The 21,767-nt window shown below is 71.8% G+C and carries 21 protein-coding genes, 1 tRNA gene and 1 other RNA gene; 10 read left to right on the top strand and 13 right to left on the bottom strand.

What is annotated here, in order from left to right:
* Positions 1-46: 46 nt before the first annotated feature.
* The 10 genes from ACFT41_RS06865 to ACFT41_RS06820 form a co-directional block, all read right to left on the bottom strand.
* Entirely contained in the window at positions 47-613 is a 567-nt protein-coding gene (locus ACFT41_RS06865) for a hypothetical protein (RefSeq protein WP_377586277.1), read from the bottom strand.
* Positions 610-1,224, bottom strand: coding sequence for a hypothetical protein (locus ACFT41_RS06860; protein WP_377586275.1), 615 nt, complete (start codon positions 1,222-1,224; stop codon positions 610-612). Before ACFT41_RS06860 ends, ACFT41_RS06865 begins: the two co-directional genes overlap by 4 nt.
* A gap of 182 nt (positions 1,225-1,406) precedes the next feature.
* A complete protein-coding gene (locus tag ACFT41_RS06855; protein WP_377586273.1) occupies positions 1,407-3,044 on the bottom strand; it encodes a hypothetical protein in 1,638 nt (545 codons plus the stop codon).
* A 268-nt stretch (positions 3,045-3,312) separates the two neighbouring features.
* A complete protein-coding gene (locus ACFT41_RS06850) occupies positions 3,313-3,837 on the bottom strand; it encodes a hypothetical protein (RefSeq protein WP_377586271.1) in 525 nt (174 codons plus the stop codon).
* Between the two features lie 89 nt (positions 3,838-3,926).
* On the bottom strand, positions 3,927-4,214 hold the full coding sequence (locus ACFT41_RS06845) for a hypothetical protein (protein ID WP_377586269.1): 288 nt from the start codon (positions 4,212-4,214) through the stop codon (positions 3,927-3,929).
* 8 nt (positions 4,215-4,222) lie between these two features.
* Positions 4,223-4,483, bottom strand: a complete 261-nt coding sequence (locus ACFT41_RS06840) for a hypothetical protein (protein WP_377586267.1) — start codon at positions 4,481-4,483, stop codon at positions 4,223-4,225.
* On the bottom strand, positions 4,477-4,674 hold the full coding sequence (locus ACFT41_RS06835) for a hypothetical protein (RefSeq protein WP_377586265.1): 198 nt from the start codon (positions 4,672-4,674) through the stop codon (positions 4,477-4,479). The genes ACFT41_RS06840 and ACFT41_RS06835 overlap by 7 nt, the downstream gene beginning before the upstream one ends.
* On the bottom strand, positions 4,671-4,922 hold the full coding sequence (locus ACFT41_RS06830; protein WP_377586263.1) for a hypothetical protein: 252 nt from the start codon (positions 4,920-4,922) through the stop codon (positions 4,671-4,673). The genes ACFT41_RS06835 and ACFT41_RS06830 overlap by 4 nt, the downstream gene beginning before the upstream one ends.
* A 210-nt stretch (positions 4,923-5,132) precedes the next feature.
* Positions 5,133-6,347, bottom strand: coding sequence for a helix-turn-helix transcriptional regulator (locus tag ACFT41_RS06825; protein WP_377586261.1), 1,215 nt, complete (start codon positions 6,345-6,347; stop codon positions 5,133-5,135).
* Between the two features lie 512 nt (positions 6,348-6,859).
* Positions 6,860-6,944 (bottom strand) — tRNA-Ser (locus ACFT41_RS06820).
* Between the two features lie 82 nt (positions 6,945-7,026).
* Here ACFT41_RS06820 and ffs point away from each other — a divergent pair.
* The 9 genes from ffs to ACFT41_RS06775 all read left to right on the top strand — a co-directional run bounded on the left by ffs (position 7,027) and on the right by ACFT41_RS06775 (position 17,005).
* Positions 7,027-7,116: signal recognition particle sRNA small type (gene ffs, locus ACFT41_RS06815), an RNA gene on the top strand.
* A gap of 131 nt (positions 7,117-7,247) precedes the next feature.
* Positions 7,248-9,791 carry a DNA polymerase III subunit gamma and tau gene (locus tag ACFT41_RS06810; RefSeq protein WP_377586259.1) on the top strand — a complete coding sequence of 848 codons (2,544 nt, stop codon included), beginning with the start codon at positions 7,248-7,250 and terminating at the stop codon, positions 9,789-9,791.
* 110 nt (positions 9,792-9,901) lie between these two features.
* The gene (locus tag ACFT41_RS06805; protein WP_377586313.1) at positions 9,902-10,210 is read left to right on the top strand and encodes a YbaB/EbfC family nucleoid-associated protein; all 309 of its coding nucleotides are present in this window, start codon (positions 9,902-9,904) and stop codon (positions 10,208-10,210) included.
* A 14-nt stretch (positions 10,211-10,224) separates the two neighbouring features.
* Positions 10,225-10,818: a recombination mediator RecR gene (gene recR, locus ACFT41_RS06800; RefSeq protein ID WP_377586257.1), complete on the top strand. Its 594-nt coding sequence runs from the start codon at positions 10,225-10,227 to the stop codon at positions 10,816-10,818.
* Between the two features lie 263 nt (positions 10,819-11,081).
* A complete protein-coding gene (locus tag ACFT41_RS06795) occupies positions 11,082-12,755 on the top strand; it encodes an ABC transporter substrate-binding protein (RefSeq protein ID WP_377586255.1) in 1,674 nt (557 codons plus the stop codon).
* A 96-nt stretch (positions 12,756-12,851) separates the two neighbouring features.
* Positions 12,852-13,859 carry an ABC transporter permease gene (locus ACFT41_RS06790; RefSeq protein ID WP_377586254.1) on the top strand — a complete coding sequence of 336 codons (1,008 nt, stop codon included), beginning with the start codon at positions 12,852-12,854 and terminating at the stop codon, positions 13,857-13,859.
* Between the two features lie 59 nt (positions 13,860-13,918).
* The gene (locus ACFT41_RS06785) at positions 13,919-14,860 is read left to right on the top strand and encodes an ABC transporter permease (RefSeq protein WP_377586311.1); all 942 of its coding nucleotides are present in this window, start codon (positions 13,919-13,921) and stop codon (positions 14,858-14,860) included.
* A 31-nt stretch (positions 14,861-14,891) separates the two neighbouring features.
* On the top strand, positions 14,892-15,878 hold the full coding sequence (locus tag ACFT41_RS06780; RefSeq protein WP_377586252.1) for an ABC transporter ATP-binding protein: 987 nt from the start codon (positions 14,892-14,894) through the stop codon (positions 15,876-15,878).
* A 29-nt stretch (positions 15,879-15,907) separates the two neighbouring features.
* Entirely contained in the window at positions 15,908-17,005 is a 1,098-nt protein-coding gene (locus tag ACFT41_RS06775; protein WP_377586309.1) for an ABC transporter ATP-binding protein, read from the top strand.
* A gap of 114 nt (positions 17,006-17,119) precedes the next feature.
* Here ACFT41_RS06775 and ACFT41_RS06770 read toward each other — a convergent pair whose 3' ends face one another.
* The gene (locus ACFT41_RS06770) at positions 17,120-17,509 is read right to left on the bottom strand and encodes a hypothetical protein (RefSeq protein WP_377586307.1); all 390 of its coding nucleotides are present in this window, start codon (positions 17,507-17,509) and stop codon (positions 17,120-17,122) included.
* Positions 17,407-18,066 (bottom strand): HNH endonuclease family protein, encoded by a 660-nt coding sequence (locus ACFT41_RS06765; RefSeq protein ID WP_377586250.1) that lies wholly within the window; start codon positions 18,064-18,066, stop codon positions 17,407-17,409. The genes ACFT41_RS06770 and ACFT41_RS06765 overlap by 103 nt, the downstream gene beginning before the upstream one ends.
* A 166-nt stretch (positions 18,067-18,232) precedes the next feature.
* On the opposite strand from ACFT41_RS06765, the gene ACFT41_RS06760 reads away from it, so the two are divergent.
* Positions 18,233-19,675, top strand: a complete 1,443-nt coding sequence (locus ACFT41_RS06760; protein WP_377586305.1) for an MFS transporter — start codon at positions 18,233-18,235, stop codon at positions 19,673-19,675.
* Positions 19,676-19,696: 21 nt separating this feature from the next.
* Here the strand turns inward: ACFT41_RS06760 and leuA are convergent, their stop codons facing one another.
* Entirely contained in the window at positions 19,697-21,457 is a 1,761-nt protein-coding gene (leuA, locus tag ACFT41_RS06755; RefSeq protein ID WP_377586249.1) for a 2-isopropylmalate synthase, read from the bottom strand.
* Between the last annotated feature and the right edge of the window lie 310 nt (positions 21,458-21,767).

The raw sequence follows: 21,767 nt of genomic DNA, 5'->3' as shown, positions 1-21,767 counted from the left end.
CGGGTACGCGCAGATCAAGCTGTCAGCAGGGGCCGTAGCCCTCGGCTCAGCAGGGGCCGTAGCCCTCGGCGAAGAGGCGGCGGGCCCAGTCGGCGTACCCGGCGATGATCTTCCGGACCGTGCGCCCGTCGTGCAGGAAGAGGTACGCGCGGTCGCCGCTGCGGGCCAGCAGTCCGTCGAACCGGTACGTCCGCCCGGGGGCGTCGAGCGGGCTCACCGACCGGTAGCGGGCCCGGACCTCGTCGACCGGCGTGCCGACGCCGATGCCCTGCGGGGTGCGGACCGGGTCGTCGAGCCAGAGCAGCACCAGCCGGTCGTCGACGAAGATCGGGCTGACCGCGCCGTGGCCGGCGAGCGTGGGCCCGCAGGCGTCCACGTCGGACGTCAGCATCCCGCGCCGCGTCAGCTCCTCCTCGGTCTCGCCGAACTCGACGTTGCGCAGGCCGTCGAGGTCGACGACCTCGCCGGTGGCCGCCCGGCCGGCGTCGGGCGGCGGCCCGGGCGGGCGGGCATCGCCGCCCGTGTCGACCGGCCCTTGTGGACGTACGCCGCTGCCGGCGATCGAGGCAGCCGTGAGCAGTGTCGCAATGAAAACGAATTGTCGCAATTTCATGGAATCCCCCAGTCCACAACGGGATCGGGGCGCTCAGGTTGCTGCCGATCGCCGGATTCCTTGAATTCCCACTCCTCAGCCAGCTCGTCCCAGTAGTCGGCGGTCAGCCCGCGCCGCCCGTGCGCCAGCCAGCCGGCGGTGTTCCGCTCCAGGTGCAGCCCCAGCTCGGCGAACGGGTCGATCCACCGGCCCGGCTCCGCGCCGATGCGCGTCAGCGCCGCGTTCAGCGGCCACTGCCCGCGCGGGGCGTCCAACACGTCGTCGAAGTGCGGGCCCCAGTGGACCGCTCCGGCGAGCCACACCACCGACGCCTGCCGCCCGAGGCCCCCCGAGAACTCCGCCTCCAGGTACGCCACCGGCCCCGACCGGGACCACCCGGCGAGCAGCCCCGCCAGGACCGGCGACAACACCAGCTCGAACGGCTGCTCCGGGCCGGGTGGTTCGGCGGCGAAGTCCGGCAGCGCCCCGGTCAGCTCCTGCACGAGTTGCGGGGTGACCGGCAGCAGCGCGAAGTCCTGCCGCAGCGCGGCGAGCACGGCGTGATCGAGGTCGGCGGTCCGCTCGCGGAGCAGTTCGACATCGGCCACGACCGCGCTGAGCTGGTAACTCATCGACCCTCCGCCCGTCCACAGCCTGTGGATGGAACATGTGTACGACCGGGAGCGGCGTGCCGGCGCTGCCCCGGACCGTACCGAACGCACACCCCGTCGACGCCGAGGCGGGGCGGACGTGCCGAGGGGCCGGCCCCACGGGACCGGCCCCTCGCGTCGCAGGATCAGTAGAGGCCGCAGGATCAGTAGACCGAGCCGCCGCTGTGCGGCCCGGCGATGCGCATGCCGTACCGCTCGGGCCAGACGCGGTCGGTGCGCAGGGACGCGCCGCTCCACGAGGTGGTCTGCGGCACGAGCCCGCCGGAGGAGCCGTGGAACGCGGTGATGGAGCCCGAGGCGTATCCAGGCGTGTCGTTGACCATCTCCTCCCCGGTCGACGCCACGACGGCGTCGAGCCCGCCGGTGCCGTTGAGGTTCAGCAGCGCGACGGAGGCACCGAACTTGTCATCGCGCTCGGCCGAGCCCGGCACCACCGAGTGGTTCTGGTCGAAGCCCTGCGCGCCGCTGCCGGTCAGGCCCGACGAGGAGCCCTTCAGCAGCGTGATCATGCCGGCGCTGTCCGTCGAGCCGATGTCCTCGCCGGGCACGCCGACCAGCACGTCCGCCTTGCCGTCGCCAGTCACGTCGCCGACCGCGAGCGCGCCACCGAAGCGGTCCTCGCCCTCCGGATCACCCGGCACGCCAGCCGTGCGCTGCGTGATGATCTTTACGGCGCTGCCGGACAGGCCGCCGGAACGGCCCGTGAGGACGGCGATGAGCCCACCCGTGAGGTGCGGGGTCTGCGCGTCGGGCGCACCGGCGATCACCTCGCCCAGCCCGTCGCCGTTCACGTCGCCGATCGCCAGGGTCTCGCCCAGATACCAGGCGACGACGTCGGGGTCGCCCGTCGCCGGGTACACCGCCGCGCCGGTCACCGACGTCGCGCCGGTGGTCGACACGCCGCTCGCCGAGCCCCACATCAGGGTGACCATGCCGCTGCCGTCGGGGGACGTGCCGTCGTTCTCGTGCGGCGCGCCGATGACCAGGTCCGCGTACCTATTGTTGTCGACCTTGCCGATCGCGAGCATGTAGCCGAAGTGGTCGTTGCGCTCGGCCGCGCCCGGCACCGCCGCCTGGTCCTGCTGGAAGTACTGGGAGCCGGTGGCCGTCAGCCCACCCGACCCGCCGAACAGGACGTAGACCGAGCCGGCGTCCGCCTTGTCCCCGATCGCCTCCCCGTAAGCGCCGATCGCCAGGTCGTCGCGGCCGTCCCCGTTGATGTCACCCGCCGCGAGCGCCGCCCCGAACCGGTCGTAGCTCTCCGGCTCGCCCTGCACGTTTGGCGAACTCTGGTTGAAGTGGCCCGCCGCGCCGACCACCAGGCCCGAGGCGCTGCCCGGGATGACCCAGACCCCGCCCGCGTGGGCCTTGTTGCGCGGGTCCGATTCGTCGGAGTCACCGATGGCGAGGTCGTCGTAGCCGTCGCCGTTGAAGTCCCCCGCCACCAGCGCCAGACCGAAGCAGCCGCAGCCGCCCTCCGTCGGCGACAGGACGCCCAGGAAGTAGTCGATCTGTGGCGCGGACGAGTAGCGCACGACGACCACCCCGGTCGGGTAATGGGGCAGCTCGGACTGGGAGGGGTCGCCCGTGGCCGCGACGTCGTCGATGCCGTCGCCGTCGAAGTCGGACCGGGTGGCGCCCGTCCCCTTCACCGGGGTCACCGCCTTCGCCACCCGCTGGTACTGGAGGACGACGCCCTCCCGGGTGATGGTGCCGACCTCGTCGGCCGCCCTTGCGGGCGTACCGACCGCCAGCCCGGCCACCACGACCAGAGCCGACACGCCTGCCGCCGTCTTTCGATGTGTTGTCATCCGACGCAACACAAACCCCCGCTCGTTGTTGGACGCCCCGACACGCTAGGGGGATAGACCGACATCCATAACCAGGCGAACGGGCGGGTCGGCCGACGACCGGGCAGCCCACCCGGCCGAACGGCCGACCCGGTCCGCCGATTTCAGTGCGATCACACGGTGGGTTGGCCGCTGCCGGAGCAGGTGCCCCGGCCCTTCTCAGCCTGGTGCGGCGGGCAGGGGTTGCCCGGGGATGGGCCTACACGTGCCCCGCAGACGGAGCACTGACTTTGTGGTGCCATTCGCGGACTCCTTCGGGAATCTGGTAGTCCGGATAGGGGTCGGTCTCTGGCTCGCGCCGGTCACCGGACGTCGCCGTGGCCCGCAGGTGGAGCACCGTTCGGTCGCGGCAGGTGATCCGCAGCGCCGACGGGGTCGGGTGGCCGTTCTCGGTCCAGCCGACGCCCGGGGTGGCGCACAGCTCCCACGAGGCGAACGGCTCGGGCTGGGCGACGTCGAGGATCTGATGGGTGAGCACGAGCAGCCGCCAGAAGCGCAGCCGCGGGGGCGGCATCTCGCCGAGCGGCAGGGGCTGGGCGTCCCGGTGCGGGACGGCCGCCCACAGCATCGAGCTGGACCCGCTTTCGTGCCACAGCCTGATCCCTGCGGGTGACTGGCCGCCGGGCTCGGCGTCCCGGCCATACCGCTTGATCTCGGTGATGTCCGGGTGCTCGGCGGCTCGGTAGAGGGCTTCCATGATGTCCAGGGCCTGGGATACCTGCACGGTTGCTCTCCTGCTGGGTCGGGAATCGTGGCAGCTCGGGGGCAGTCTACGGCGGGGCGGTGGGGCCCGGCTCCAGCGCACGCCGGCACCTACCCGGCGGCCTGGACGTCGACCGCGACGTCCCTGATCCACTCGGGCAGCGGCGGCACCTGCCACTCCCACGGCCCATACCAGCGGGCGTCGGTGTATCGCCCCCCGTACGGTCCGCTGGTGCCGAGCAGGACGCCGTGCACGGTGGTCGTGGAGATCGCGCCGTCGATGACGATCACCTCCAGCTCCGTCGGCCGGAACTTCCGGCCCCGGTAGTCGGTGAGGTCGGGCGCGCCGGACACCTGGTAGCGGTGGTCCACCGATTCCCTGATCTTGGTTGCCCGCACGGCCGCCTTCATCGGTTCACCGCGTCGTACAGGGCTTCGACCTTCACCAGCAGTTCCAGGCACCACGGCTCCGGGCACTGCACCGACTCCCACCGGCACTCGAGGCCGTGGCCGTATACCCGCACCCAGCCGGGCACGTCGGTGGGCTGGCCGCCGACGTCGACCACCCGCATGTCGATGTACGTGGTGCCGAGCTGGCCGGTGTGAGTGGCCCATTCGCCGGTGCGCAGCGACAGCCGTTCCCCGGCGGGCACGCGGACGCTCACCACGTGGCCACCAGCCGTTCCAGGGCGCCCCGGTCGGTGTCGGCCAGGTCGAGGATGCTCCGCGCCCACATGGCCTCTTCGCAGCCTTCCGGCGTACACCGCCAGCAGGTGCGGCCGTCCGCGTGGCTGGTGACCACCAGGTCCGCGACCGCTGCGACGCACCCGGCGTCGAGGTCGTCGACCATGCGGGTCACCGGTCGCACCTCACCTGGTAGCCGGTGCGCTGGCCCAAGGTGAGCGGCACGTACGCGTTGGGCTGCGTCGGCTCCGTGTACCAGCGGCTGTTCCGCAGCCGCTCGGCCTGCGCCTGGCCGAGGAGCCGCTGCCGCGCGGCATCCTGCTCGGCGGCCTGAACGCGCTTACCGTATCCGGGCGGCGGAGGCGGATCGGGTCGCCGCAGTAACCACCGGATGATCGCGCGTAGTTCGGACCAGAGCGCCACAGCCGCCTCCCTTGCTCGGTTGGGGGCGGCGGCGGAAGGTTCGTGCCCCGGACGGGGCCGGGGCTGGAAGGACCTCCGCCGCCGTCTGACGCGGCGGGCAGGGAGAACAGCTCGTCGCACGCTGGCGACTCCCTGCCGCAGCCGTGCGATCACGCTAAGCAGCAGCGCCGAGCGGTGGGGGTGCGCCGCGTACCCGGTGACGGGGCGTACCTACAGCTCAGGGACACCGATCCGCCGGGACAACTCCACTGCCTCAGCCCGGATCGCCGCCGGTGCCTCCCGCGCCAGCCGCGCCGCCATGTCCCGCGCTGGCGGCGAGTACCGGACCGTCTCCGGTGACGTCGCCTCGGCCCGCGTGAGCAGATGCAGCGTCGCCTCCCGAGCTCCCTCCAGGTCCGCTGACCGTGCCAGTTCCACGTAGTGGCGGCCGCGCCGCTCCGTCGACGGGATCGACGCCGGGTCGAGCGAGTGGGCCCGGCGCTGCGCCTCGTCGGGGTCGCCGAGGTCGACGGCGCACATCACCGCGTAGACGTCGACGAGCGGCCGGGAGACGCGGGTACGCAGACCGACGTAGCCATCCGGCAGCGCCCGCTCGACGACCTGCCGCGCGGCGTCCCAGTCCGACCAGGCCCCCTGGTCGCCCGATCGGGCGCGGGTCAGCGCCGCGCACAGGTGCAGGTCGGCGAGCATCTCCGCCCACTCGGGCCCGCCGTCGGCGACTCGCGGCTCGATGAGGCCGCGCGCTTCCCGCAGCCGCTCCACTGCCTCGTCGGCGCGGCCGGCGGAGCGGAGGAGGTGCGCAGCGTACCAGATGGACTGGGCGATGGCCAGCGGGTCGTCGGAGTCCAGCGCGGCGGCCATGCCGCGGTCGACGGTGAGCCACACCATCTCGCGGTCGCCGTGCCAGGCCAGGTACGCCTGGGCGAGGTGGTACGCCTGGGCGAGCAGAGCGAGGCTGGCCCGCCGGTCCGCGCCGTCGTGCAGGCGTGCGGCCCGCTGGGTGGCGTCCAGCAGCCCAGGCAGGATCAGGCCGGCTTCGGTGCGCTGATGCCGGGAGGTGTGCCACGTCTGCCACGCGGCGTCGACGGCGCCGCCCAGGTAGGCAGGGCTCTCTGGGTCGCCGTCGAGAGTGATGTGCCACGCGGTCAGCGCGCGGCGCACGTCGTTGACGGCGGGGTGGCTGGGCCGGGCGTCGAGGGACAGCGCGACGGCGGGGCCGAACAGCTCGCCGAGGTCCCGGACGCCGAGGTGCGGGGCCAGCTGCTGTGCTGCGCGGAGGGTCAGGGCGCGGCGGCCGTTCTCGATGAACTTCACGGTGGTCGGGCTGAGTCCGGCGAGTCCGGCGAGGCGCTCTCGGGAGAGCCCGGCTGCTCGGCGGAGCCGCTCGACGCGCTGGCCTGGTGTGGTGGGTTGCTCGGTGGTCATGAAGGCACCTCGCCCGGGGTTGGGTACATCGTGTACCCCACGGTACGCGCCATGAGGCCCGCCGGCCTCCACCCCAGCGGGCCGCCACGTTCGACGGCACCTGGGACCAAGCCCGTCCACTGCGCTGCGCGCACCCAAGTTGACTATGGACCGGGGGTGTCTCTATGGGTTTTGTCAAGCGTCAAAGGGCGTGGCTGGGCGGGGTTGGCAGGGGATCCTGTTGCGGAGCATGGAGTGGAGGACGTCGCAGCGGCGTCGGGCGAGGCACCCGATCATCCGACACGAAGGTCATTCGCGAGCGACGTAACGCGGAGCTGGCGGAGGCCGAGAGGCGCGCGGCTATGTGGCCGGCGTCCGGGTCGGCTGGCGAGGAATGGCCGGGTGGTCCGGCCCCGCCAGGCGTGGCCGGATGGTTCGAGGGGCTGACCCGATTCCCCTACCAGTCCCCTAAAGATCATCAGGCCCGGTCCGAAGACCGGGCCTGATCTGCATGTTCGTGCTGTTCCGCAGAGCGGAGGATACGAGATTCGAACTCGTGAGGGTTTTATCCCAACACGCTTTCCAAGCGTGCGCCCTAGGCCTCTAGGCGAATCCTCCGTGGGACAGGATACAGGTCCGCCGCGCCCCGGCCACCCCACCACCCCCCGAAGATCGACCGGGCGTCGGGTAGGGTGGGTCTCACCTCCCGTGCGGCGGTATCTCGTGAACCTCCCCAGGGCCGGAAGGCAGCAAGGATAAGCGAGCTCTGCCGGGTGCACGGGAGGCCTTTTTGTCTCCCGGCACCGGTACCGTACGCCGCAGGCCAGGTGCAGGCCAGGTCCGGGTCGGGGTCACGGGGTGGTGGGTGGTCACCCGTGCCCGACCGGCGCAGAATGGCTCGGTCGAGAGGAGGCGGGACGCGTGACACTCGCGCTCTACCGCAAGTACCGGCCGCGCACCTTCGCCGAGGTCATCGGCCAGGAGCACGTCACCGAGCCGCTGTCGCAGGCGCTGCGCAGCGGGCGGCTCAACCACGCGTACCTCTTCTCCGGGCCGCGCGGCTGCGGCAAGACCTCCAGCGCCCGCATCCTGGCCCGCTCGCTCAACTGTGAGCAGGGCCCGACTCCGGAGCCGTGCGGGCAGTGCGACTCGTGCCGCTCGCTGGCCACCGACGGTTCCGGTTCGCTCGACGTCATCGAGATCGACGCGGCCAGCCACGGCGGTGTCGACGACGCCCGTGAGCTGCGCGAGAAGGCGTTCTTCGCGCCGGCCCGCAGCCGGTTCAAGATATATGTCATCGACGAGGCGCACATGGTCTCGTCGGCCGGCTTCAACGCCCTGCTCAAGCTGGTCGAGGAGCCCCCGGAGTATGTCAAGTTCATCTTCGCCACCACCGAGCCGGAGAAGGTCCTCGGCACGATCAAGTCGCGGACCCACCACTACCCGTTCCGGCTGATCCCGCCGAAGACGCTCCGCCCCTACCTCGAACAGCTCACCCAGGCCGAGGGGGTCACCGTCGACCCGGCGGTCTTCCCCCTGGTGGTGCGCGCGGGCGGCGGCAGCGCCCGGGACAGCCTCTCCGTGCTCGACCAGCTCATCGCGGGCGCGGGGCCGGAGGGGGTCACCTATCCCCGGGCCGCCGCGCTGCTCGGCGTGACCGACTCGGGGCTGCTCGACGAGATGTGCGACGCCCTCGCGGCCGGCGACGGCGCGGCGGCGTACGCGACCGTGGACCGGGTGGCCGAGGCCGGGCACGACGCGCGCCGCTTCGCCTCCGACCTGCTGGAGCGGCTGCGCGACCTGATCGTCCTCCAGCAGGTGCCCGACGCCGCCGCGAAGGGCCTGATCGACGGCCCGGCCGACCAGATCGAGCGGATGACCGCCCAGGCCCAGCGGCTCGGCCCGGCCACCCTGTCCCGGTGCGCCGACATCGTGCACGACGGCCTGGTGGACATGCGCGGCACCACCGCGCCCCGGCTGCTGCTGGAGCTGATCTGCGCCCGCATGCTGCTGCCCGGCGCGGACGACTCCACCGGCGGCCTGCTCCAGCGCCTGGAGCGGATGGAGCGCCGGCTCACCCTGGGTGCCGTGGAGCCGCCGCCGGTCGCCGCCGGCTCCGCGCCGGTCGCCACCGCCCCGGCGGTACGCCCCGAGCCGACCACCCCGCCTGCGGCGGCTGCCGCGCATCCGGTGCCGGCGGCGGCGTCCGCCGCCCCGGCGGGTCCCCCGGCCGAGCCTCGGCGGGAGGTCCCGCCGGAAGCGGTCATGCCCGACCCCGCCACCCCTGCCCCGCCCCGGCCCGGGGCGGCTGCCCCGGGCGCGGTGGACGCGGTGGCGGTACGCCGGGCGTGGCCGGACGTCGTCGGCAGGGTGGGTCGCAAGAGCAAGAAGGTGGCGGCCTGGGCCAGAGAAGCTACCGTCCGGGAGGTCGACGATCAGGTAATCGTCATGACGTTCCGTTACCCGTTCCATGCGCAGGCGCTTTCGAATGAGCCGGATCTGGTGCTCGAAGCGCTTCGCGAGGAGTTCGACGGGCGCTGGCAGATCCGCTGCGAGGTGGCCGGCGAGCGCGGTGGCGCGTCGCTGGGCGGCGGCTCCCGAGGGCCGGCACCCGCCCCGCCCCGCCCCACGCCGGCCGCGCCCGCGACCAACGCGCCCGCGACCAACGCGCCCGCGACCAACATGCCCGCGACCAACGCACGCCCGTCGTCCGGCGCTGCGCCCGGCCCCGCCGGAGGCGGCGGTGTCGCCCCGGCCGCCGCTGGCGGTGGCGAGGAGTGGCCCGAGCCGGCCCGCCCCGGTGGAGCCGCCACCGCCGCCATCGCCACTCCCGCCGCGAGCGCCCCGGCCGAGGAGGACTGGCCGGAGGCGGCCCGCCCGGGTGGCTCCGGCCCTGCCGCCCTGTCGTCGGCCGCGGCCTCGCCAGCCGTCGCCCCGCCCGGCGGGCCCGCCCCGGCCGTCGCCGCGCGTGCTGCCGCCTCGGGAGCACCGGCCAACGGTGCCGCCAACGGCGCTGCGGGCAACGGGGCCGCTCCCCGTGCTGCCGCCCCTGCCGCGCCGGCCAACGGTGTCGCAGCGCGTGGTGCCGCCCCGACGACACCGGCCAACGGTGCCGCCACCCCAGGAGGCAGGAGCCCCGTCGGCGGCAGCGGGCTCGCCGCCGCGCGGGCTGCGGCGGCCGGCCGGGGTCCGCGTACCCAGAACGGGGCCCGCAAGACCGCGGACGCCGACTGGGCGGGCGAGCCGCCCTACGACCCGGACTACGACGGGCCGGTGCGCGGCGGTGGCCGCCCGGGCCCGGCGGCGCCGGCCACCCCGGCCTACGAGGGCTTCGACCCGGGCGACGAGCCGCTCGACGAGGTGATCGACGAGCGGACGGCCCGGCAGTCCAGCGAGGAGCAGGCGGTGCAGCTGCTCCGGGAGGCGTTCGGGGCCGAGAAGATCGACGAGGTGGACGCCCGCTGACGCGGGCGTCGCCCGTGCCAGGCAACAGCTCGCGCCCCGGTTAGTCTGGGCGCGGCCGAGCAGACGAGTGCGAGAAGGAGCCATCCGTGCGCCCAGGTGGACAGCCGAACATGCAGCAGATGCTGAAGCAGGCGCAGAAGATGCAGCAGCAGATCGCCAAGGCCCAGGCGGAGCTGGCCGAGGCCGAGCTGACCGGCACCGCCGGGGGCGGCCTGGTCGCCGTGACGGTCTCCGGTTCCGGCGACGTCAAGAGCGTCAAGATCGACCCGAAGGCGGTCGACCCGGAGGACGTGGAGACGCTGGAGGACCTGGTGGTCGCCGCGCTGCACAATGCTGCCGAGGCGGCCCGGGCGCTGACGGAGCAGAAGATGGGCCCGGTCGCGGGCGGCATGGGCGGCCTCGGCCTGCCCGGCTTCTGAGCCGGCCGACGCAGATGTACGAAGGTGCCATCCAGGACCTGATCGACGAGCTGGGGCGGCTGCCGGGCGTGGGCCCGAAGAGCGCGCAGCGGATCGCCTTCCACGTCCTGTCGGCCGACCCGGCCGACGTCAACCGGCTGGCCGGCGCGCTGCGCAAGGTCAAGGACCTGGTGCGTTTCTGCACCACCTGCTACAACGTCGCCGAGTCCGAGCAGTGCCGGATCTGCCGCGACCCGCGCCGGGGTGACGAGGTGCTCTGCGTGGTCGAGGAGCCCAAGGACGTGGTGGCGATCGAGCGTACCGGTGAGTTCCGGGGGCGCTACCACGTGCTCGGCGGCGCGATCAACCCGCTGGAGGGGATCGGGCCGGACAACCTGCGCATCCGCGAGTTGATGACGCGGCTGGGCGGCGGCGCGGTGCGCGAGCTGATCCTCGCCACCGACCCGAACACCGAGGGCGAGGCGACGGCGACGTACCTGGCGCTGCTGGTCAAGCCGATGGGCATCTCGGTGACCCGACTGGCCAGCGGCCTGCCGGTGGGCGGCGACCTGGAGTACGCCGACGAGATCACCCTCGGTCGCGCGTTCGAGGGCCGCCGGGCGGTCTGACCGCCGCGCGGGTGGGCCGCTGGCCGGCGGCAGCCTGGTCGAATCTCTTCGATCCGTCCGGGCGTCGGCGTGCCCCGAACGGCCGCGATTCGGGTGTGACAGCCCGTTGCGGGGCCGTTCGAGGGCTGTCAGACCCGAACGCTTGGTGTCGGCTTGATAGCGATTGCCTGACGGGCGTTCCGCTTCGCTGTGACGTGTCATAGCCTCCCGCTCACGGACCGAGCCATCGACCGGTGCGGTCACGCGGATGACAGAGGTGAGAGATGCAGGCGAGAAGGCTCAGAACGGCCGCCACCCTCGCGGCCGTTACGGCCCTGGTGATCGGTGCGGCGGGTTGCGCGGAGAGCGACCGCAGCGATGACAGTGGCGAGGCCAAGACGGGCGGCACCTTCATCTTCGCGGGTGCCGGTGATCCGAAGAACTTCGACCCGATCTTCAACGACGACGGTGAGTCGTTCCGGCCGGTCCGGCAGATGTTCGACACGCTGGTGAGCCACAAGCCGGGCACGGCTGAGCTCGAGGGCGGCCTGGCGGAGAGCTGGGAGAACGACCCGACGGGCAAGATCTGGACCTTCAAGCTGCGCCAGGGCGTGAAGTTCCACGACGGCACCCCCTTCAACGCCGCGGCGGTCTGCTTCAACTTCGACCGCTGGTACAACATGAAGGGCGCCGCCGCCCAGGCGAACATGATCTACTACATGGACGTCTTCGGTGGGTTCGCGAAGAACGAGGCCGAGGACGCCGGCGAGTCGATCTACGACAAGTGCGAGGCGAAGGACGACGGCACCGCGGTCCTCAGCCTCAAGCAGTACAAGGGCGCGTTCCCCGGAGCCTTCGCGCTGACCGCGCTCTCGATCGCCAGCCCCGAGGCGCTCAAGAAGTACGACGCCGACACGGTCAAGCAGAGCGGCGACTCGTTCGAGTTCAGCGCCTTCGCGACCACCAACCCGGTCGGCACCGGCCCGTTCACCTTCGGCGGCTGGGACAAGGCGAAGAACGAGATCACCCTGAACCGGAACCCGGACTACTTCGGGACGAAGGCCAAGGTCGACAAGCTCATCATCAAGGTCATCAAGGACGAGAACACCCGTAAGCAGGAGCTGCGCGCGGGCACCGTCCAGGGCATCGACTTCCCGGCCCCGGCCGACCGCAAGGCGCTCGAGGGTGAGGGCTTCCAGGTCATCAACCGGCCCGCGTTCAACATCCTCTACCTCGGCATGAACCAGAAGAACCCGAAGCTGAAGGATCTGCGGGTGCGGCAGGCGATCGCCTACGCCCTCAACCGCCAGCAGCTCGTCCAGACCAAGGGCCCGGGCGGCTCGAAGGTCGCCGACGAGTTCCTGCCGGACACCGTGCTCGGCTACGCCCCGGACGTGCAGAAGTACGAGTACAACCCGGAGAAGGCCAAGCAGCTGCTCAAGGAGGCCGGTGCCGAGGGGCTGACCCTCAACTTCTACTACCCGCCGGACGTCTCCCGGCCGTACATGCCGAACCCGCAGGAAATCTTCACCGTGCTCGCCAACGACCTGCAGGCCGTCGGCATCAAGGTCAACGGTGTGCCGCGTCCGTGGAACGGTGGTTTCAAGGACGACGTGCAGCAGTTCGGCAAGCATGACCTGCACATCCTCGGCTGGACCGGTGACTACAACGACCCGGGCAACTTCGTCGGCACCTTCTTCGGCCGGGGCAAGATCGAGTTCGGCGACCAGGCCATGACGGAGATGTTCGAGGCCATCGCCAAGGCCGACGCCACCGTCGACCAGACGGCCAAGAAGGCCGCCTGGGAGCAGGTCAACCGGGACATCGCCAGCAAGTGGCTGCCGGCCGTGCCGGTCTGGCACGCCCCGCCGGCCATCGTGGTCACCAAGGACGTGGAGGGTCTCGTCGCCAGCCCGCTGACCGACGAGCGGTTCAACACCGTCAGCGTCAAGAAGTGACGTCCGTCGGCTGACACCGCAGGTGTGATCGGCCCGGGTCGGGGCTCTCCCGGCCCGGGCCGATTCCGCGATCATCGAGAGTCTGGTGTGTGAGAGATGTTGCGAGTGGTAGTCCGCCGCCTGCTACAGCTGGTGGTGACCCTGATGGCGCTGTCGGCGCTGATCTTCGTCTGGCTGCGGAACCTGCCCGGCGGGCCGGTGGACGCGCTGCTCGGTGAGCGGGCCACCCCCGAACGTCGGGCGCTGCTGACCAAAGCCCTCGGTTACGACCAACCGATCCTGGTGCAGTACGGAAAGTTCATGCAGCGGGTCCTCTCCGGAGACTTCGGCAACTCGATCCGCACCGGTGACCCGGTCACCGAGGTCCTCGGCCGCGCGTTCCCGGCCACCATCGAGCTGGCCCTCGCCGCGATGATCATCGCGATCGGGCTGGGCGTTCCGCTCGGCTACCTCGCCGCACGGTGGCGCGGCCGGGCCATCGACAACCTGACCATCGCGGGCACGCTGCTCGGCATCTCGATCCCGATCTTCTTCCTGGGCTACCTGCTCAAGGATCTCCTCACCCAGAACATCCACTGGTTCCCGCCGTCCGGACGGATCAGCACCGGCCTGGACAACACGAACGTCACCGGCTTCTTCGTCCTCGACGGCCTGCTGACCCGGGAGTTCGACGCCGCCGCCGACGCGCTCTGGCACCTCGCCCTGCCGGCGATCACGCTGGCCACCATCCCGCTGGCGGTGATCGTGCGGATCACCCGGGCCAGCGTGCTCGACGTGCTCAACGAGGACTACGTACGGACCGCCGAGGCCAAGGGCCTGCGGCACCGGACCATCCGGGGCCGGCACATCCTGCGCAACGCCCTGCTGCCGGTGGTCACCACGATCGGGTTGCAGACCGGCGCGCTGCTCTCCGGCGCGGTGCTCACCGAGAAGGTCTACAACTGGGGAGGCCTGGGCACGCTGATCACCGACTCGATCAGCGGCGGCCGTGACTACCCGGTGCTCCAGGCGATCATCCTGCTGGCCGCGCTGGTCTTCGTCATGGTCAATCTCCTGGTCGACCTCTCCTACGCCTTCATCGACCCGAGGGTGCGTGTGCGATGACCGATCCGACCACCCGGGCCGACGTGCCCGCACCGCGTACCGGGCCGAGTGAACGCGGCATCGGGCTGCTCGGCGAACGGAAGAAGGCCCGCCTGGAGGAATTGGCGCGGGCCAGCGCCGACAAGGGCGGCGTCAGCCTCGTCCGGGACGCGCTGCGCCGGCTCCGCCGCAATCCGGTCGCCATCGTCGGCGCCACCATCGTCGGCCTGTTCATCCTGATCGCGGTCTTCGCTCCGCTGATCGCCCCGCACGATCCCGTGCAGCGCTTCGACGAGTTGACGAAGAACCTCACCGTGGACAGCATCCCGGGGGCCAGCGCCGAGCATCCGTTCGGCTCCGACCCGCTGGGCCGTGACTTCCTCTCCCGGCTCATCCACGGCAGCCGGCAGACCCTCTTCGTCGGCGTGCTCGCCACCCTCATCGGGCTGACCCTGGGCGTGCTGCTGGGGGCGCTCGCCGGCGCCTTCGGCGGCTGGCTGGACGTCGTCCTGATGCGACTCACCGACGTCATGCTGGCCCTGCCGAGCCTGCTGCTGGCCATCACCCTGGTCGCGATGGCCAGCCGGTCGAGCCAGTGGACGGTCATCTTCGCGGTGGCCATCGTCAACGTGCCGATCTTCGCCCGGCTGCTGCGCGGTTCGATGCTGGCCCAACGGGAGAGCGACCACGTGCTCGCCGCACGGGCGCTCGGCGTGAAGGAGCGCAACATCATCCTGCGGCACATGCTGCCGAACTCGCTGACCGCCGTGATCGTGCAGGCCACGCTCACCTTCGCGGTGGCGATCCTGGACGCGGCGGCGCTCTCCTTCCTCGGTCTCGGCGACCCGGACATCAACCGGGCCGAGTGGGGCCTGATGCTCGGCGTGGACGGCCAACGCTACTTCGAGGTCCGCCCCGAGCTGGCCTACTACCCGGCGCTGGCGATCATCGTGGTCGCGCTCGGTTTCACCCTGCTCGGTGAGGCGATGCGCGAGGCCATCGACCCGAAGAACCGGCGGTGACGGCGATGCCCAGTAGTGAGGAAGTGACCCGATGAGCCTGCTCGACGTACGCGACCTGAGCGTGGTGTTCCAGCGGCGGGGCGAGCGGCCGTTCACCGCCGTGGACAAGGTCAGCTTCAGCGTGGAGCCGGGGCAGACCGTCGGCCTGGTCGGCGAGTCCGGCTGCGGCAAGAGCGTGACCAGCCTGGCGGTCATGGGCCTGTTGCCCAAGCGGGGCAACCGGGTCACCGGCGAGGTGTTCTTCGAAGGCGCAGACCTGCTCAAGCTCCGCCCGAACGACATGCGGGACCGGCGTGGCCGGGACATCGGCATGATCTTCCAGGACCCGCTCTCCTCGCTGAATCCGGTCGTCCCGATCGGTGTCCAGGTCGCCGAGGTGCTGCAACGGCACCAGGGGATGGACCGGAAGAAGGCGCTGAAGGAGTCCCGGGTACTGCTCGACGCGGTCGGCATCCCGGATCCGGAACGCCGGCTGACAGAGTATCCGCACCAGATCTCGGGCGGGATGCGGCAGCGAGCCCTGATCGCCATCGCGCTGGCCTGTAAGCCACGGCTGCTGATCGCGGACGAGCCGACCACCGCGCTGGACGTGACGATCCAGGCGCAGATCCTCACCCTGCTCAAGCAGTTGGTCGACGAGACCGGCACCGCCCTCATCATGATCACACACGATCTGGGCGTGGTGGCCGGCCTCTGCGACACGGTCAACGTGCTCTACGGCGGCAAGGTGGTGGAGCGGGCGGCCCGGCACGAACTGTTCGCCCGGCCCCGGCATCCGTACACGCACGGGCTGCTCAGCTCGGTGCCCCGGCTGGACTCGGTACGCGGGGAGCGGCTGCACGCCATCCGTGGCTCGGTGGCCGACAACATCCCGTGGACCGAGGGCTGCGCCTTCGCACCCCGCTGCGACAACGTGGTGGACGCCTGCCTGGAGGGGGCGCCGCCGCTGGAGCCGACCGCCTCCGGCGGCGACCTGCGCTGCAACAACCCCGTCTCGGAGGAGGTGACGGTGCCGTGACCGAGCGGACCGGAACGGAAGACGACGCCGTGACCGAGCGGAACCGGCCCCTGATCGAACTTCGGAACCTGAAGGTCCACTTCCCGATCAAGAGTGGACTGCTCTTCGACCGCACGGTCGGCTACGTCTACGCGGTCGACGGCGTCTCGCTGGCGATCCGGGCGGGGGAGACGTACGGGCTGGTCGGCGAGTCGGGCTGCGGCAAGTCGACGCTGGGTCGCGGCCTGCTCCGGCTGGTCGAGCCGACCGACGGCGAGATCGTCTTCGACGGCACCGACATCCGCTCGCTCAAGGGCGAGACGATGCGGGCTGCCCGCCGCCGGATGCAGATGATCTTCCAGGATCCGCTCTCCAGCCTCGACCCCCGCCAGTCGGTGGAGTCTCTGCTGGTCGAGGGGCTCAAGGCACACGGGCTCGCCGACGACAAGGCGGCCACGAGCAAGCGGCTGCGGGACACCCTGGACGCGGTCGGCCTGCCCGCCTCGGCCCTGAGCAAGTATCCGCACGAGTTCTCCGGCGGCCAGCGGCAGCGCATCGGCATCGCCCGCGCGCTGGTGCTCGACCCGGACCTGATCGTCGCCGACGAGCCGGTCTCCGCGCTGGACGTATCGATCCAGGCGCAGGTGCTCAACCTGCTGGAGGACCTGCAGAACGAGCGCGGGCTGACGTACCTGATCATCGCGCACGACCTGGCGGTGGTCCGGCACATCGCCGACACCGTCGGCGTGATGTACCTGGGTGGCCTGGTCGAGGAGGCGTCGAGCGACGACCTCTACCGGGAGCCGATGCACCCGTACACGAAGGCGCTGATGTCGGCGGTGCCCGTGCCGGACCCGTTGGTGGAGGACCGCCGGGAGCGGATCCTGCTCGCCGGCGACCTGCCCTCGCCGACCAATCCGCCGGCTGGCTGCCGGTTCCACACCCGATGCCCGTGGGCGCAGCCGACCCGCTGCGCCGACGAGCGACCGGCGCTGCGCGACGTGGTCGGCGGACACCGGGTCGCCTGCCACTGGGCCGAGGCCATCGCGGCCGGGCAGATCCGGCCGCACGAGGTCGAGCCCGAACTGGTCCGGCCGGACGACGGGGCCGCGCCGGGCGACAGCGGTGAGCTGATCCCGACACCGTGAGCTGACCATCCCGATGCGTGGGTCGATCCCGACGCGGTGAGCTGATCACCCGGCGCCGGTGAGTACGCGTCGACGCCCCGCCCCCGAGTCTGCGGGGTGGGGCCTCGACGCGGATCAGCCCTCCGGGCGGTTCAGCAACCCGACCGCGATCGCGTGCACCGCGGCCAGCCCGGCCGGGTCGGCCAGCTCGGCGCTGCCGCCGGTCACCGCGTACCACTCGTCGGCGTCCTTGTACTGGACGGTGAGGCGGACCTGGCCGTCCGCGTACGCGGACTTCAGGGTCAGCGCGCCGGTGACCACGCCGACCTCGTCGGTCATCACCCCGCCCGGCCCGGCGACCAGATCCGTGGTCAACTCCCGGGCAGCCGCGTCGGAGGCGGGCTCCGCCGCCCCGGCCCCCGTCACGGCTTGCTCGCCCACGTGCAGCCCCCCAACATGTCGGTCAGGGCGGCCTTCTCGGCACTGGTCACCGCCAGCCGCCAGTGGTGCTTGACCGTCACCCAGTCCTCGGCGTACTGGCACCAGTACGACCGGTTCGCCGGTTTCCACTGGGCTGGATCCTGGTCACCCTTGGACCGGTTGGAGGAGGCCGAAACGGCGATGAGCTGCGGTCGCGTGAGATCGTTGGCGAAGTCACCCCGCTTGGCGTCGTCCCACTCGTCGGCCCCCGAGCGCCACGCGTTGGCCAGCGGGACGGTGTGGTCGATGTCCACGTCGGAGGGGTCGGTGAACGTCCGCCCGTCGTACACGCTCTCCCAGCGGCCCGCGACCACGTTGCAGCCGGAGAACCGGACGTCCTTGCCGTCCCGCTCCAGCACGCTGTCGCGTACGTCGCAGTTCTTGCCGGTGTCCCGCCAGTGCGGGAAGCGGTTGCGGCTGTAGCCCTTCATCGACGCGGCGCTCGCCACGGTGAGCTGGTCGAGCATCTCGCCGACGTTGCCCCCACCGCCGCTCGGCGCGGCCTCCGGCTCGTCGACCACCGCACAGCCGGCCGCCGCGACGGCCAGCGCCGCGGCGAGCGCGGCGACCACGGCCGCGCGACGTCCTGATCTGGTACGCACAGACGACACCTCTCCAGCTTGCGGGCTCCCGGCGATTGCGCACAGTACCCCGGCACCGTTTCCATGATTCGTGGCGTCCGGCAAATCGGCCGGAGGAACACTGGTACGCGTGACCGCACCCACACCGTCCCCCACGCCCGCACCGTCCCCCGCGCCTGCGCTCCGGATGGGCACCCTCGCCGGCCGGGGCACCCTGCTCGCCGCCATCCTCGCCTCCGGGATGGTGTTCCTCGACAGCACGGTCGTCAACGTCGCGCTGCCCCGCCTCGGTGCGGACCTCGGCGCGACCGTGGCCGGTCTCCAGTGGACCGTCAACGGGTACCTGCTCATGCTGGCCGCGTTCGTGCTGCTCGGCGGGGCGCTCGGCGACCGCTTCGGGCGGCGGCGGATCTTCCTCGTCGGGGTGGTCTGGTTCGCCGTCGCATCGGCGCTGTGCGGCCTGGCCCAGGGCACCGGCTGGCTGATCGCGGCCCGGTTCCTCCAGGGCGCCGGGGGCGCGCTGCTCACCCCCGGCTCGCTGTCGGTGCTCCAGTCCAGCTTCCACCCCGACGACCGGGGCCGGGCCATCGGCACCTGGTCCGGGCTGGCCGGGGTCTCCACCGCGCTGGGCCCTTTCGTCGGCGGCTGGCTGATCGACGCCGTGTCCTGGCGGTGGATCTTCTTCATCAACCTGCCGCTGGCCGTGCCGGTGATGCTCGCCGCGCTGCGCTGGGCACCGGAGAGCCGCGACGTCGACGCCTCGCGTACCGGATCGGGCCGGCGGAGGTTCGACGTGGCCGGCGCGCTGCTCGGCGCGCTCGGCCTGGGTGGCGTGACGTACGCCCTGATCGACGCCCCGGCCCGCGGGGTGACCTCGCTGCCGGTGCTGGCGTCGGTGCTGGTCGGTGTGCTCGCCGCCGTGGCGTTCGTGCTGGTGGAGCGCCGCCGGGGCGCCGCCGCGATGCTCCCCACCGGGCTGTTCACCAGCCGGCTCTTCTCGGTGCTGAACGTCTTCACCGTGGTGGTGTACGCGGCGCTCGGCGGGTTCACCTTCTTCCTCGCCGTCTACCTGCAGAACGTCGTCGGCTGGTCGGCCCTGCTCACCGGGCTGGCGACCGTGCCGATGACGGTGCTGCTGCTGGTCGGCTCGTCGCGCGCCGGCGCGCTGTCGGCCCGGATCGGCCCCCGGCTGCCGCTGACGATCGGGCCGGTCGTGGCCGCGCTCGGCCTGCTGCTGCTGCGCGGGGTGTCCCCGGGCGCGTCGTACTGGACGGACGTGCTGCCCGGGGTGACGCTCTTCGGCCTCGGCCTCACCCTCGTGGTGGCCCCGCTGACCGCCTCGGTGCTGGCCGCCGTGGCGGACCGGTTCGCCGGGGTGGCCAGCGGGTTCAACAACGCCGCGTCCCGGGCGGGCGGCCTGCTCGCGGTTGCCGCGCTGCCGCTGCTGGTGGGCCTGAGCGGCACCGGGTACGAGCAGGCGGCGGCCCTGACCGACGCGTTCCGGGGGGCCATGCTCTGGTGCGCGGGCGGGCTGCTGGCGGGCGCGGCGATGGCCGGCCTGCTGATCCACCGCCCTAGGCGAGCGGCAGCGCCTGTTGAGAAGGGCCCCCTGCTATACAGAAAGCGTTGACAAGGGGCCCTTCCTTGCACCTCAGGCGCGGGCGCGGTTGACGGCGCTGGTGACCGCCTTCACGGAGGCGGTGATGATGTTGGCGTCCATCCCGACACCCCACACGGTACGACCGTCCACCTCGCACTCCACGTACGCGGCGGCCTGCGCGTCCCCGCCGGAGGAGAGCGCGTGCTCGTGGTAGTCGAGCACCCGCACCGCCACGCCCACCGACTCCAGCGCGTTGACGTACGCGTCGATGGGGCCGTTGCCGACCGCGGTCAGCGGCCGGGCGTCCGCCCCGCCGACGCCGACCCGGGCCTCGATCTCGACCTTGCCGTCGACGGTGCCGATGGCGTAGCCGGCCAGCGTCAGCGTCGGGTCGGACTGGTGGTCGAGCAGGTAGTGCCCGGCGAAGATGTCCCACATGGTGCCGGGGTCGACCTCGCCGCCGCCGTGGTCGGTGACCTGCTGGACCACGCCGGAGAACTCGATCTGGAGCCGGCGGGGCAGGTCGAGCTGGTGCTCGCTCTTCATGATGTACGCGACGCCGCCCTTGCCGGACTGCGAGTTGACCCGGATGACCGCCTCGTAGGTGCGGCCCAGGTCCTTCGGGTCGATCGGCAGGTAGGGCACGGCCCAGGCGAACTCGTCGACCGGCACCCCGGCCGCCGCCGCGTCGGCGTGCAGGGCGTCGAAGCCCTTCTTGATCGCGTCCTGGTGGGAGCCGGAGAAGGCGGTGTAGACCAGGTCGCCCGCGTACGGGTGGCGCTCGTGCACCGGGAGCTGGTTGCAGTATTCGACGGCCCGCTTGACCTCGTCGATGTTCGAGAAGTCGATCATCGGGTCGATGCCCTGGGAGAACAGGTTCAGCCCCAGCGTCACCAGGTCGACGTTGCCGGTGCGCTCGCCGTTGCCGAACAGGCAGCCCTCGATCCGGTCGGCACCGGCGAGCAGGCCCAGCTCGGCGGCGGCCACGCCGGTGCCCCGGTCGTTGTGCGGGTGCAGGCTCAGCACCAGGCTGTCCCGGCGGGGCAGGTGGCGGTGCATCCACTCGATCGAGTCGGCGTACACGTTGGGGGTGGCCATCTCGACGGTCGCCGGCAGGTTGATGATCAGCTTGCGGTCCGGCGTCGGGTCGATCACGTCGATCACCGCCGCGCAGACCTCCAGCGCGTACTCCAGCTCGGTGCCCGTGTACGACTCCGGGGAGTACTCGTAGTAGATCTCCGTGTCCGGGGTGTGGATCTCCGCGTATTTCTGGCAGAGCCGCGCGCCGCTGGTGGCGATGTCGGTGATGCCGTCGCGGTCCAGGCCGAAGACCACCCGACGCTGGAGCGTGGAGGTCGAGTTGTAGAAGTGCACGATCGCCCGCTTCGCGCCGCGCAGCGACTCGAACGTCCGGTCGATCAGGTGCTCCCGGCACTGGGTGAGCACCTGGATGGTCACGTCGTCGGGGATCAGATCCTGCTCGATGAGCTGCCGGACGAAGTCGTAGTCGGTCTGGCTGGCCGACGGGAAGCCGACCTCGATCTCCTTGTAGCCCATCTGCACCAGCAGCTGGAACATCCGGCGCTTGCGCTCGGGGGACATCGGGTCGATCAGGGCCTGGTTGCCGTCGCGCAGGTCCACGGCGCACCAGCGGGGCGCGGCCTCGACGTGCCGGGTCGGCCAGGCGCGGTCCGGCAGGTCGATCCGGAACTGCTGCTGGTACGGCTGGTAGCGGTGGTACGGCATCCGGCTGGGGCGCTGCCGGGTGAAAGGATCGATGTCGATGTCGGCGTCGGTGGCGGGTTGAGCCATGGCGGAGTGTTCCCCCTGAACAGGTGGCGTCAGCAATCGGAAGGCCGGCGACGGTGCGGCAGCGGCGGCTGGGCCGGTGCGGCGACGGTGCCGGGGCCGGCGCGGGGCGCCGACGGGAGGTTCGGATCTGCTGGACGGCGCGCTTCGACTCCGCGACGAGGTGCCGGCCGGTCAGGCCTCGTCGCGGCAACCAAGGAGAAGGTACGCCCGCCACATGACAGAGTGACCCTACGTGGTGGGACGAGGGGTGGAAAGGCCGGTCCGCAGATTGAGACGGGAGTCGCAACCGGCGGACATCCCGCGAGCAGAG

Source organism: Micromonospora sp. NPDC057141, from assembly GCF_042670805.1.
Lineage (GTDB): Bacteria > Actinomycetota > Actinomycetes > Mycobacteriales > Micromonosporaceae > Micromonospora.
The sequence above is the reverse complement of the archived record's forward strand: the minus strand, read 5'-3'. Positions and strand labels throughout refer to the sequence as shown.